The organism is Streptosporangium sp. NPDC023963, assembly GCF_040639135.1.
GTDB lineage: Bacteria > Actinomycetota > Actinomycetes > Streptosporangiales > Streptosporangiaceae > Streptosporangium.
Genome location: NZ_JBEZZK010000003.1, coordinates 382,590 through 395,709, shown reverse-complemented (window position 1 = coordinate 395,709; position 13,120 = coordinate 382,590). Strand labels below are relative to the sequence as shown.

Sequence of the window (13,120 nt, the reverse complement as noted above, 5' to 3'; positions counted from 1 at the left end):
TCAACCGCCGGTTCCCGGGGCTCAGAAATTTTTCTGCAATAAGCGCGATATGTCTGATTTGTCGGGAATAGGGTTCGGCGGACGGGCAGGGGTGCGGCCGGGGACTTGGGATCCTTAATCTGACATAGTGGACATATAGGACATGGCGCCGCGGTGCCGGTGGGCGGATAGCGTTTGCGTATGAGTGCCACCATCGTCGCCAAGGACCTGGCCGCCGGACACGGCGACCGAGCGCTTTTCACCGGGCTCGACCTGGTGGTCGCCCCCGGCGACGTCGTCGGCCTGGTCGGAGTGAACGGCGCGGGCAAGTCCACCCTGATGCGGATCCTCGCGGGGCTGCTCCCGCCGGAGCACGGCTCCGTGCGGCTCAGCCCGCCTTCGGCCTCGGTCGGCTACCTGCCCCAGGAGCGTGAGCGCCGCGCGGACGAGACGATCGCGGACTTCCTGGCCCGCCGTACCGGGGTGGCCGCCGCGCAGCGCGCGCTGGACGCCGCGACCCAGGGACTGGTGGAGGGAACCCCGGGAGCGGACGACGCCTACGCCACCGGCCTGGAGCGCTGGCTCGCCCTGGGCGGTGCCGACCTGGAGGACCGGGCCGCCGAGGTCGTCGCCGAGCTCGGCCTCGCCGTGGAGCTCGACCGGCCGATGACGGCGCTCTCCGGCGGCCAGGCCGCGCGGGCGGGCATGGCCTCCCTGCTGCTCAGCCGCTACGACGTCTTCCTGCTCGACGAGCCCACCAACGACCTCGACCTGGAGGGGCTGGAGCGGCTCGAACGCTTCGTCACCGGCCTGCGGGCCGGGACCGTCCTGGTCAGCCACGACCGCGAGTTCCTGGCCAGGACCGTGAACCGGGTCGTCGAGCTCGACCTCGCCCAGCAGCTGGTCAGGGTGCACGGCGGTGGCTACGAGGCCTATCTTGCCGAGCGCGAGGTCGCCCGCCGGCACGCCCGCGACGAGTACGAGGAGTACGCCGGCACCGTCGCCTCCCTCAAGCAGCGCGCGGGCATGCAGCGCGCCTGGATGGAGAAGGGCGTCAAGAACGCGCGGCGCAAGGCGACCGACAACGACAAGATCGGCCGTAACTTCCGTACCGAGGCGACCGAGAAGCAGGCCGCGAAGGCCCGCCAGACCGAGCGGCTGATCGAGCGGCTGGAGGAGGTCGAGGAGCCCCGCAAGGAGTGGGAGCTGCGCATGGAGATCGCGGTGGCCCCGAGATCGGGGGCCGTCGTGGCGACGCTGCGCGATGCCGTGGTCCGGCGCGGCACGTTCACCCTCGGCCCGGTGAACCTGGAGGTCGGCTGGGCCGAGCGGGTGGCGCTCACCGGCGCCAACGGCTCCGGCAAGTCGACCCTGCTGGCCGCGCTCCTGGGCCGGCTCCCGCTGGAGGAGGGCAACGCCTCGCTGGGCCCCGGGGTGGTCGTCGGCGAGGTGGACCAGGCGCGGGGGCTGTTCCTCGGCGACGAACCCCTGGTCGAGGCCTTCGGCGCCGCGGTGCCCGACATGGTTCCCGCGGAGGTCCGCACGCTGCTCGCCAAGTTCGGGCTCCGGGCCGCGCACGTGCCGCGCCCGGCCGCCACCCTGTCGCCGGGGGAGCGGACCCGGGCCGCGCTGGCGCTGCTCCAGGCGCGCGGGGTGAACCTCCTCGTGCTCGACGAGCCGACCAACCATCTGGACCTGGCCGCGATCGAGCAACTGGAATCCGCGCTCGCCTCCTATCCCGGTACGCTGCTGCTGGTCACTCACGACCGCCGGATGCTGGACGCGGTGCACACCACCCGGCGGGTCCACGTCGACGGCGGCAGGATCGCCGAAAGCTGACCGGGACGGTCCGCCGGACCTGACTGTTGACGTAACTTTCGCAAGCAGCCGCAAGTAATTGCTTCTCTTGCCTTATAGTTTCATCATGACGCGACGGCTTGCAGAAGTGGCCAAGAAGGTCGGGATGAGCGAGGCGACGGTCAGTCGCGTGCTCAACGGGAAGCCCGGGGTGTCCGAGGCGACCCGTGAGGCCGTCCTCACGGCGCTCGACGTGCTCGGCTACGAGCGGCCGACCCAGCTGCGCGGCGACAGGGCGCGGCTGGTCGGGCTCGTCCTGCCCGAGCTGCAAAACCCCATCTTCCCCGCTTTCGCCGAGGTCGTCGGGGGTGCGCTGGCCCAGCAGGGGTTCACCTCCGTGTTGTGCACCCGCACCCTGGGCGGCGTCTCCGAGGCGGAGTACGTCGACCTGCTGCTCCAGCAGCAGGTGTCCGGCGTGGTCTTCGCCGGGGGCCTGTTCGCCCAGGCGGACGCCTCCCACGAGCACTACGAGCTGCTGCGGGAGCGGCGGCTGCCGACCGTGCTGGTGAACGCCGCGGTCGCGCACCTCGCCTTCCCCCAGGTCTCCTGTGACGACGTGGCCGCCGCCGAGATGGCGCTCGGCCACCTGCGGTCGCTGGGCCACGAGCGGATCGGCATGGTGCTCGGCCCTCCCGACCACGTGCCCTCCCGGCGCAAGCTGGACGCGGCCGACCTCGACCCCGAGTTCGTGGAGCACACCATGTTCTCCCTGGAAGGGGGGCACGCGGCGGCCGCGCGGCTGATACGCAAGGGGGTGACCGGCGTCATCTGCGCCAGCGACGTGATGGCGCTGGGCGCGATAAGGGCGGCCCGCAGGGCGGGGCTCTCCGTGCCCGACGACGTCTCGGTGATCGGCTACGACGACTCCGCGCTGATGAACTGCACCGACCCGCCGCTGACGACGCTGCGCCAGCCGATCGACGCGATGGGCCGCGCGGTCGTCGACCTGCTCGCCGCCCAGATCGACAAGGCCCTGGTGCCGGCCGACGAGCTGCTCTTCGAGCCCGAGCTGGTGGTCAGGGCCTCGACCGGCCCGGTCAGGCGCTGAGGGACCCCGCCGGGAGGCGGGAGACGCGTCCCACGCCCGGTCCCCGCCTCTGATCCCCTTTACGAACGATCCAGCATGCGGGAATCGTTATTTTCCGGATCCACATTCGTCTGTTACGAACATATGTCGTTAACAAGAAGGCGAAATGTTCATGTTTTCCGGGAGGGACCCTTCCGCGGCTGGAGGCGGCATTCGCCGGCGAGGTGCCGCGCGCCCCTTTCGCCGCGGTCCGGCGCTTTGGTTCTCACCGGAACATCTCGGGGCCTCCCGTTTGCCGTTTTCGTCACGCTGGGTAGTTGTCGATCTCTTACAGTTATCGCGACAAGTATGGAAGATCCATCGCTTGCCGCCCCCCGAAGACATGCCTCGTCATTCGGAAGGAAGAGATCTTGCGTAAGAGATTTGCCGTGCTCACCTCGGCGGGCGTAGGCGCTTTGATGGTCATCCTGGCGGCACCGGCGGTGGCCGCTCCCAGCGCCGACACCATCGTCACCTTCTCCGTGGAGGCGGGAAGCCTGGACATCGTCGCGCCGGCCGGCCCGATCGACCTCGGTTCCGCTCCCCCCGGTGGCACGCTCACCGGGCAGATCGGCCCCGTGTCGGTCTCCGACACCCGCGGCGGGGCCGACTCGGCCTGGACCGCGACGGTGTTCGCGACGGACTTCACCGACGCCGCGCTGACGATTCCCTTCGCCTCCGTGGAGTACTGGTCCGGGCCGACGACCGCCACCACCGGTGGTGGCGTCTTCATTCCGGGACAGCCCACGGTGGGCGAGGCGATCCCTCTGACGGGCACGACACTGACCGCCGTCCCGGCCTTCGCCCACACGGGAGGCACCGGAGGCAGCACGGCGACGTGGAACCCCACGCTGATCGTCAACATCCCCATCACGGCCCAGATCGGCGACTACACCGGGACGGTGACACATCAGGTGGCGTAGCCGGATCGCCGTACCGTTCACGCTGACGCTGCTGGCCGTGCTGTGTTCCAGCGCGGCCGGCGCGTCGGCCGGCGTACCGGCCGGGGAGAGCCTGGTCGCCGCCGAGCCCCGGGGCACGATCGGCATCCGCCTTCTCGAGGCACCGATCAGCCGTCGCGGCGATCCTCGCGCGCTCTCCTACATCATCGACCATCTCCACCCGGGCACCGTCATCCGGCGGAAGGTGGAGATCTCCAACACGTCCAGGAAGCCGCAGCACGTCAGCCTGTATCCGGCCGCCGCCGACGTCGTGCGGAACGGTTTCCACGCACCGGCGGGCCGCCCCAGGAACGAGCTGGTGAGCTGGATCTCGCTCGACCGCGACTCGGTCGACCTGCCGCCGGGGGGCACGGCGACCGCCCAGGTGACGATCAAGGTGCCGCCCGTCGCCTCGCGTGGCGAGCGGTTCGCCGTGGTCTGGGCGGAGGTCGCCGCCGAGGCCGACGACTCCCACCCCGTGCGCGTCGTCAACCGGGTCGGGATCCGCGTCTACCTCGATGTCGGGCCGGGCGGGGAACCGCCGTCGGACTTCCGCATCGAGAAACTGACGCCCATGCGTGCCGCGGACGGCAGCCCGCAACTGCTGGCACTGATCCGTAACACCGGAGGGCGGACCCTGGACATGAACGGGGCGCTGTCGCTGACAAACGGCCCCGGTGGCCTGCAGGCCGGGCCGTTCCCCGCCGACCTGGGGGTCACGCTGCTTCCCGGCGGCGTCGCCCCGGTGATCGTGACCATGGACCGGCGCATGCCCGAAGGCCCGTGGAGGGGCAGGGTCACCCTGTCGAGCGGCATGGTGAAACGGGCGGTCTCCGCCACCTTCACCTTCCCGGCGTCGGGCCAGGGCTTTTCCGTCGAGCCCGACGAGAACCACCTGCCCCTGGTGGGGCTGGTGGCCGGGGTGGTCGTGCCCGTCACCGCCCTCGGCCTCATGGTGCGCCGCAGGCGCCGGGCCGGTCGTGCCCGTCACAGCCCTCGGCATCGTGGCAGGCGTCGGGCCGCCGTCCCGACGAGCTGACGCTTCGTCGGGACGGCGGCCCGGTGGCCGTGCCGGACGGGCGGGGAGACCCGCCCGTCGCTCACTTCGAGACGTAGAGGACCTTCCAGGTGCCCGCGTACAGGCAGTTCAGGGAGGGCTTGGAGGCCTTGGCCTCGGAGCAGACCTTGAGCTCGACCTGGTAGAGGTCGCGCTGGGTGAACGTGAACGGCTTCGGGGTGCCGTACGAGCAGTCGACGATGCTGCGGTGCTTGAACGGCAGGTTCCTGCCGTCGGCGCTCCGGTAGGTGAGGCGGAAGACCGCCCAGCCGCAGGAGGGGCCCCTCGTCAGGTCGTAGACCTTGCCGGAGATCCTGCCCCTCTCGGCGGCGGGGATGTCCGCGTGGTCCTCGCCGGAGACGGTCAGCGAGCCGTTCGCCTTCGCCCTCCTGCCGGGGGCGTAGTAGGTGCCCCACGGGCCGGCACCCTGCGCCGCCGTCGTGCCGGCGGTGGCCGGGCCGGCCGGCGCCTGGGCGGTCGCCGCCTGGGCGGCGGCCGGGGCGATGGAGACGAGGGCGGTGGCGAGGGCGAGTCCTGAGAGGAGGCGGCTGATCGTCATGGGAGGGGTTCCTTTCCGGCTGCTGTGCCCACAGTGTGTGACGAACCGCTTTCAGCCGGGTTGACCGCTCACTGCAAACGAGTATCAGCCGCCTATCGGGGGGAAGGGGGAGTCAACAGGAGGTAAGGACATGGAAGCGCTGGGAATCGACATCGGCGGGTCGGGGATCAAGGGCGCGCCGGTGGACGTCGCGAGGGGGCGGCTGACGCGGGAGCGGCTGCGCATCCCCACGCCGGACCCCGCCAAGCCCGAAGCCGTGGCCGCGGTGGTGGCGGAGATCGTCGAGCACTTCGCCTGGGACGGGCCGATAGGGGTGACCTTTCCGGGGATCGTGGTCGACGGGGTCGCCAGGTCGGCCGCCAACGTGGACAAGGACTGGATCGGCACGGACGCGCGGCAGCTGTTCACCAAGGCGACGGGGCTGCCGACGGCCGTGCTGAACGACGCCGACGCGGCCGGCCTGGCCGAGGTGGCGGCGGGCGCCGCCAAGGGCAGGACGGGCGTGGTGATGCTGCTGACCTTCGGCACCGGGATCGGCAGCGCCCTGCTCATCGACGGACGCCTGGTGCCCAACACCGAGCTCGGCCACCTGGAGATCAGGGGCAAGGAGGCCGAGAAGCGCGCCTCCGACCAGGCCCGCGAGGCGCACGACCTCGACTGGGGCGAGTGGGCCGAGAGGGTGCAGGAGTATCTGGAACACGTCGAGGCGCTGTTCTCCCCGTCGCTGTTCATCATCGGCGGAGGGGTCAGCAAGAAAGCCGACAAGTTCCTGCCCCACATCAAGCTGAGCACCCCGATCGTCCCGGCGGGTCTTCAGAACGAGGCGGGCATCGTGGGCGCCGCCATGGCGGCCGTGGGGTAGCGGCGGCCCCGCCCGGGTGCGCGCTTCGCGCAGGCGGCCCGGGGAGGCCGGCGTGTGCCGGAGGCGAGCCGCGGAGGGGCGGCGTGCACCCGGAGAAGACCGGGGAGTCTCCGGGACCTCAGGCGCCTGCCGGAGGGTTCGGCGGCCTGCCGCGCACCGTCCGGGAGAGGCTCCGGAAAAGAGTATGAAACTTTCATCGCGCTAGAAATCTGTTCGGTGAGGTCAGAGGCTGGGACGGCCCCATTCGAGGGTCTCCGACGTGCAACAAGCTGTACACATCCGTGAAACATCCGGAATATGGGAGCGCTCCCACCATCCTCCTGGAGATGATCACGAATGACAGTCAATCCGCGCCGCCACGCCTGGCGCAACCGGTTTGCGGCCACGGCGGCCATGCTCGTGGCCGCCGCCGGTCTCGCCACCGGGCAAGCCGCCACGGCGCACGCCGCAGTCGCCTGCGACGTCGCCTACACCACCACTGACTGGCAGGGCGGATTCACCGCCAGCGTCACCCTCAAGAACCTCGGTGACCCGCTCACGAGCTGGACCCTGGGCTTCGCCTTCACCGCCGGGCAGACCGTCCAGCAGGGCTGGTCGGCGACCTGGGCCCAGTCGGGCACCCAGGTCACCGCGAAGAACCTCGCCTGGAACGGCTCCCTCGCCACCGGCGCCTCCACCAGCATCGGCTTCAACGGGTCGTGGAACGGGAGCAACCCCAAACCCGCCGCCTTCACGGTCAACGGCGTGACCTGCGGCGGGCAGAACCCGGTCAACCAGCCCCCCACGGTCAGCCTGACCAGCCCCGCCTCCGGATCCACCCACCAGGCCGGCGCCGCGGTGCCGCTCGCGGCGACCGCGAGCGACGACGGCTCGGTCAGCAAGGTGGAGTTCTACGTCGACGGCGCGCTGGCCAACACCGACACCAGCGCCCCCTACTCCTACTCCGCCACCGGCCTGTCGTCCGGCTCCCACACGGCCAGCGCCAAGGCCTTCGACAACGCCTCCCCGGCGCTCTCCACCCAGACCGCCGCGGTCCCCTTCACCGTGGGCGGCACCCCGACGCCGTCGATCGTCGCCTCCCCGACCTCCCTCAGCGTTCCCGAGGGCGCCTCCAGGACGGCCGGCTTCAGGCTCAGCCAGGCGCCGAGCGGCAACGTCACGGTCAACCTGACCAAGACGGGTGACGCGGACCTCACCATCTCGCCCTCCACGCTGGCCTTCACCACCGCCAACTGGAACACGGCGCAGAACGTGACGGTCTCGGCGGCCCAGGACGCCGACGAGGCGAACGGCACCGCCACCGTCGCGGCCGCCGCCACCGGCCACACCGGTGCCTCCGTCGCGGTGACCGAGGCCGACGACGACGGCACCAACCCGACGCCGGTGCACGTCGACAACCCCTACGACGGGGCCGACGGCTACGTGAACCCCGACTGGTCGACCAAGGCCGCCGCCGAGCCCGGTGGCGACGCGGTCGCCGACATCTCCACCGGCGTGTGGCTGGACCGCATCGCCGCCATCGCGGGCTCCTCCTCGGCCAGGGGCCTGCGCGCCCACCTGGACGAGGCGCTGGTGCAGGACGCCGCCAACGGCAGCAGGCCGCTGACGATCCAGTTCGTCATCTACAACCTGCCCAACCGCGACTGCTCGGCGCTCTCCTCCAACGGTGAGCTGCTCATCGCCGAGAACGGCCTGAACCGCTACAAGACCGAGTACATCGACCCGATCGCCGCGATCATGGGCGAGTCGAAGTACGCCGGCCTGCGGATCTCGACGATCATCGAGATCGACTCGCTGCCGAACCTGGTCACCAACCTCAACCTGGCGAAGTGCCAGGAGGCCAAGGACAGCGGCGCCTACGTCAACGGCGTCCGCTACGCCCTGGACAAGCTGCACGCCATCAAGAACGTCTACACCTACATCGACGCCGGGCACCACGGCTGGCTCGGCTGGGACTCTAACTTCGGCCCGTCCGCCGACCTGTTCGCGAGCACCGTCGCCGGCACCGCCGCGGGCTTCGACAGCGTGGACGGCTTCATCACCAACACCGCCAACTACTCGCCGCTGCGCGAGCCGCACTTCACCATCAACACCACCGTCAACAACCAGAACATCCGCCAGTCCGAGTGGGTCGACTGGAACTTCTACGTCGACGAGCTCTCCTTCGCCCAGGCCTTCAGGAACACGCTGATCCAGAAGGGCTTCAAGTCCAACATCGGCATGCTGGTCGACACCTCCCGCAACGGCTGGGGAGGCTCGGCCCGCCCGGCCGCTCCCAGCACCTCGACGGACCTGAACACCTTCGTCGACCAGTCGCGCGTCGACCGCAGGTACCACGCCGGCAACTGGTGCAACCAGAGCGGTGCCGGACTGGGCGAGCGCCCGCGTGCCAACCCCGCCACCGGTCTGGACGCCTACGTCTGGGTCAAGCCCCCGGGCGAGTCCGACGGCTCCAGCAAGCCGATCCCGAACAACGAGGGCAAGGGCTTCGACGAGATGTGCGACCCGGCCTACGAGGGCAACGAGCGTAACGGCCACAACAGGAGCGGCGCCCTGGCCGACGCGCCGATCTCCGGCCAGTGGTTCTCCGCCCAGTTCCGCCAGCTGCTGCAGAACGCCTACCCGGCGCTCCCGTAACCCGCTGATCCCGGGTCCCGCTCCAGCGGGGCCCGGGTGGGTCCCGAACACGACGGCCCCGTCACCCCGGTCCCGGGGAGGCGGGGCCGTCGCCCGGTAAGGGGCCGCCTCCCTTTATTGGGATGCGGCAAAGCGGCGGCTCGGGCAGCATGGTCGGTCGGGCCTTCACACAGGGGCCTTCAGGTGTGCAGCCTCACACGTGCCTTCACGGCCGCGGGTGGGCCTGCACACGTGGGCCGAAAGTATCCTGGGTTCAGTATGGGAACGCCTCCTTTGACATCGCCTCTCTCCGACCTGCACGCGCGCCTGCCCGAGCTCACGCTGCGTGACCAGCGGCGACTTCGCCGCAGGCTCGACGGGGCCCGCAGGGTCAGAAACCGTGCCGCGCAGCAGAAGATCGCCGCGGAGATCACCTCCGACATCGAGCGGGCCGAGCGGCGGGTCGCCCAGCGCCGCGCCGGGGTCCCCGCGATCACCTATCCGGAGGCGCTGCCGGTCAGCCAGCGCAGGGACGACATCCTGGAGGCGATCCGCGACAACCAGGTCGTGATCGTCGCCGGGGAGACCGGTTCCGGCAAGACCACCCAGCTGCCGAAGATCTGCCTTGAGCTGGGCCGGGGCGTCAGGGGCCTGATCGGGCACACCCAGCCCCGCCGCATCGCCGCCCGTACCGTGGCCGAGCGCGTCGCCGAGGAGCTCGACACCCCGCTCGGCGACGCCGTGGGCTACAAGGTGCGCTTCACCGACCAGGTGAGCGACGGCACCCTCGTCAAGGTCATGACGGACGGCATCCTGCTGGCCGAGCTGCAGAACGACCGCGACCTCGACCAGTACGACACGCTGATCGTCGACGAGGCGCACGAGCGCAGCCTCAACATCGACTTCATCCTCGGCTACCTCAAGCAGCTCCTCCCGCGCCGCCCCGACCTGAAGGTGATCATCACCTCGGCGACCATCGACCCCGAGCGCTTCTCCAAGCACTTCGGCGACGCGCCGATCGTGGAGGTCTCCGGCCGGACCTACCCCGTCGAGGTGCGTTACCGGCCGATCGCCGAGGACGACGACCAGATCCAGGCGATCGGCAACGCCGTCGACGAGCTGTGCGCGGAGGGACCCGGCGACATCCTGGTCTTCCTCAGCGGCGAGCGGGAGATCCGCGACACCGCCGAGGCGCTGTCGAAGCGCAAGGACGCCGAGATCCTGCCGCTGTACGCCAGGCTGTCCGCCGCCGAGCAGCACCGGGTCTTCCAGCGGCACACCGGCCGCCGGGTCGTGCTGGCCACCAACGTGGCCGAGACCTCGCTGACCGTGCCGGGCATCAAGTACGTGGTCGATCCCGGCTTCGCCAGGATCTCCCGCTACAGCCACCGCACCAAGGTCCAGCGCCTGCCCATCGAGGCGATCTCCCAGGCCTCGGCCAACCAGCGCAAGGGCCGCTGCGGCCGCGTCTCCGAGGGCATCTGCATCCGGCTGTACGAGGAGGACGACTTCGTCACCCGGCCGGAGTTCACCGACCCGGAGATCCTGCGCACCAACCTCGCCTCGGTCATCCTGCAGATGACCTCGATCGGCCTGGGCGACATCGGGGCCTTCCCGTTCGTCGAGCCGCCCGACCAGCGCCAGGTCAGGGACGGCTACGACCTGCTGCTGGAGCTGGGCGCCTTCGACCAGGCCAGGCAGATGACCCCGCTCGGCCGCAAGCTGGCCGGGCTCCCGGTCGACCCGCGCCTGGCCCGCATGGTGCTGGAGGCCGACCACAACGGCTGCGTGCGCGAGGTCATGGTCATCGCCTCCGCGCTGTCGATCCAGGACCCGCGCGAGCGACCGGCCGACAAGCAGCAGGCCGCCGACGAGAAGCACCGCCGCTTCGCGGACAAGGAGTCCGACTTCGTCTCGTACCTGAACCTGTGGGAATACCTGCAGGAGCAGCAGAAGGAACTGTCGTCCAGCGCCTTCCGGCGACTGTGCAAGGCCGAGTTCCTCAACTACCTGCGCGTCCGCGAGTGGCAGGACGTCTACAGCCAGCTCCGCCAGATGTCGAAGAGCCTGGGCGTCACCCTCAACGGCACCCCCGGCGACGAGCAGAAGATCCACGTCTCCCTGCTGTCGGGCCTGCTCTCCCACGTCGGTGTCAAGGACATCGACAAGAAGACCGCCGACGCCGGCGGCGGACGTCGTCCCCCGAACGAGCCGCGCAGGCCGATGACGGAGTATGTCGGCGCCCGCAACGCCCGGTTCGCGATCTTCCCGGGCTCCGCGCTCGCCAAGAAGCAGCCGCTCTGGGTGATGTCCGCCGAGCTGGTGGAGACCTCCAGGCTCTGGGCCCGGGTCAACGCCAAGATCGAACCCGAGTGGGTCGAGCCGCTCGCCCAGCACCTGATCAAGCGCACCTACTCCGAGCCGCACTGGGAGAAGAAGCAGGGCTCGGTGATGGCCTACGAGAAGGTCACCCTGTACGGCGTCCCGATCGTGGTCCAGCGCAAGGTCAACTACGGCCGCATCGATCCCGAGCTGAGCCGGGAGCTGTTCATCCGGCACGCCCTGGTCGAGGGCGACTGGGAGACCCACCACGCCTTCTTCAGGGAGAACCGCAAGCTGCTCGAAGAGGTCGAGGAGCTGGAGGAGCGGGCCCGGCGCCGCGACATCCTCGTCGACGACGAGACGCTGTTCGACTTCTACGACCAGCGCGTCCCCGCCGACGTCGTCTCCGGGCGCCACTTCGACTCCTGGTGGAAGAAGGCCAGGACCGACCAGCCCGACCTGCTCAGCTTCGAGAAGTCGATGCTGATCAGCGAGACGGCGGGCGACGTCAGCCGGCGCGACTACCCCGACGTGTGGCGTCAGGGCGGCCTGCGCTTCCCCCTGACGTACCAGTTCGAGCCCGGCACCGACGCCGACGGCGTCACCGCGCACATCCCGCTCGCGCTGCTCAACCAGGTCAACGTCGAGGGCTTCGACTGGCAGATCCCCGGATTGCGCGAGGAACTGCTCACCGCGCTCATCCGGAGCCTGCCCAAGCAGATCCGGCGCAACTTCGTTCCCGCTCCCAACTACGCCAAGAAGGCCCTGGAGCGGGCCGAACCCACCCAGGAGCCGCTGCTCGCGGTGCTGGAACGCGAGCTGCTGAACCTCACCGGCATCCAGGTGCCGCGCGAGGCCTGGCAGCCCGACCTGGTCCCCGACCACCTCAAGATCACCTTCCGGGTGATCGACGGCCGCAAGCAGAAGCTGGCCGAGAGCAAGGACCTGGCCGACCTGAAACGGCGGCTCGCCCCCAAGCTCCGCCAGACCCTGTCCAAGGCCGCCGACGGCCTGGAGAGGACCGGCCTGACGGGATGGACCGTGGGCGCGCTGCCCAAGACGTTCGAGCAGCGCAGGATGAAGGCCTACCCGGCGCTCGCCGACGAGGGCGCCACCGTGGCCGTACGGATGTTCGAGACCGAGGCCGAGCAGCGCCGGGCGATGTGGGAGGGCACCCGCAGGCTGCTGCTGCTCAACACCCCGTCACCGGCCAAGTGGGTGCTCGGCCGCCTCGGCAACCAGTCCAAGCTCGCCCTGAGCCGCAGCCCGCACGCCGGGGCCACCGCGCTGTTCGACGACTGCATCGCCTGCGCCGCCGACCACCTCATGACCGAGCACGGCGGTCCGGTCTGGGAGGAGTCGGCCTTCGCCGCGCTCCACGACAGGGTCCGGGCCGAGCTGTTCGACACCACCGCCGAGGTGGTCTCCAGGGTCGAGAGCATCCTCAAGGTCTGGCACACCGTCTCGAACCTGCTGCCGGAATCTCGCTCCACACCCGCGATCGAGGACATCCGCGACCAGGTGGCCAACCTCGTCTACCCGGGTTTCGTCACCGAGACCGGCTACAAGCGCCTGCCCGACCTGCTCCGCTATCTCAAGGGGGCCGAACGGCGGCTGGAGAAGGTCCACGAGGACGCGTTCCGCGACGGGGAGCGGATGGACAGGGTGCACGACATCGAGGACGACTATCACGAGCTGGTCGAGAAGCTCCCTCCGGCCCGCCGCTCCGACGACGACGTACGCCAGATCCGCTGGATGATCGAGGAGCTCAGGGTCAGCTACTTCGCCCAGACCCTCGGCACCCCGTACTCGATCTCCGACAAGCGCATCCGCAAGGCGATGGAGAAGCTCTGAGCTCCGG

Annotated in this window: 8 protein-coding genes; 7 read left to right on the top strand and 1 reads right to left on the bottom strand. The window is 70.1% G+C overall.

The features are described from left to right. The first annotated feature begins 180 nt into the window (after positions 1-180). The 4 genes from AB0F88_RS12975 to AB0F88_RS12960 all read left to right on the top strand — a co-directional run bounded on the left by AB0F88_RS12975 (position 181) and on the right by AB0F88_RS12960 (position 4,882). Positions 181-1,818, top strand: coding sequence for an ABC-F family ATP-binding cassette domain-containing protein (locus tag AB0F88_RS12975; protein WP_362681623.1), 1,638 nt, complete (start codon positions 181-183; stop codon positions 1,816-1,818). Between the two features lie 85 nt (positions 1,819-1,903). Further along, the gene (locus AB0F88_RS12970) at positions 1,904-2,884 is read left to right on the top strand and encodes a LacI family DNA-binding transcriptional regulator (protein WP_362681620.1); all 981 of its coding nucleotides are present in this window, start codon (positions 1,904-1,906) and stop codon (positions 2,882-2,884) included. A 389-nt stretch (positions 2,885-3,273) separates the two neighbouring features. Then, entirely contained in the window at positions 3,274-3,825 is a 552-nt protein-coding gene (locus AB0F88_RS12965; protein WP_362681617.1) for a hypothetical protein, read from the top strand. Between the two features lie 37 nt (positions 3,826-3,862). Further along, on the top strand, positions 3,863-4,882 hold the full coding sequence (locus tag AB0F88_RS12960) for a hypothetical protein (protein WP_362681614.1): 1,020 nt from the start codon (positions 3,863-3,865) through the stop codon (positions 4,880-4,882). Between the two features lie 61 nt (positions 4,883-4,943). On the opposite strand, the gene AB0F88_RS12955 is transcribed toward AB0F88_RS12960, so the two are convergent. Continuing rightward, positions 4,944-5,459: a hypothetical protein gene (locus AB0F88_RS12955; protein ID WP_362681611.1), complete on the bottom strand. Its 516-nt coding sequence runs from the start codon at positions 5,457-5,459 to the stop codon at positions 4,944-4,946. 130 nt (positions 5,460-5,589) lie between these two features. Here AB0F88_RS12955 and ppgK point away from each other — a divergent pair, with 130 nt between their 5' ends. The 3 genes from ppgK (at position 5,590) to hrpA (ending at position 13,113) form a co-directional block, all read left to right on the top strand. Next, entirely contained in the window at positions 5,590-6,321 is a 732-nt protein-coding gene (gene ppgK / locus AB0F88_RS12950; RefSeq protein WP_362681608.1) for a polyphosphate--glucose phosphotransferase, read from the top strand. Between the two features lie 336 nt (positions 6,322-6,657). After that, positions 6,658-8,958 (top strand): glycoside hydrolase family 6 protein, encoded by a 2,301-nt coding sequence (locus tag AB0F88_RS12945; protein ID WP_362681605.1) that lies wholly within the window; start codon positions 6,658-6,660, stop codon positions 8,956-8,958. A gap of 258 nt (positions 8,959-9,216) precedes the next feature. Then, positions 9,217-13,113 carry an ATP-dependent RNA helicase HrpA gene (hrpA, locus tag AB0F88_RS12940; protein ID WP_362681602.1) on the top strand — a complete coding sequence of 1,299 codons (3,897 nt, stop codon included), beginning with the start codon at positions 9,217-9,219 and terminating at the stop codon, positions 13,111-13,113. Positions 13,114-13,120: the final 7 nt, after the last annotated feature.

Bases quoted from the DNA above. Each gene is read 5' to 3' on its own strand.
- AB0F88_RS12975 (WP_362681623.1), top strand. From the start codon at position 181: ATGAGTGCCACCATCGTCGCCAAGGACCTGGCCGCCGGACACGGCGAC.
- AB0F88_RS12970 (WP_362681620.1), top strand. From the start codon at position 1,904: ATGACGCGACGGCTTGCAGAAGTGGCCAAGAAGGTCGGGATGAGCGAG.
- AB0F88_RS12955 (WP_362681611.1), bottom strand. From the start codon at position 5,459: ATGACGATCAGCCGCCTCCTCTCAGGACTCGCCCTCGCCACCGCCCTC.
- ppgK (WP_362681608.1), top strand. From the start codon at position 5,590: ATGGAAGCGCTGGGAATCGACATCGGCGGGTCGGGGATCAAGGGCGCG.
- AB0F88_RS12945 (WP_362681605.1), top strand. From the start codon at position 6,658: ATGACAGTCAATCCGCGCCGCCACGCCTGGCGCAACCGGTTTGCGGCC.
- hrpA (WP_362681602.1), top strand. From the start codon at position 9,217: ATGGGAACGCCTCCTTTGACATCGCCTCTCTCCGACCTGCACGCGCGC.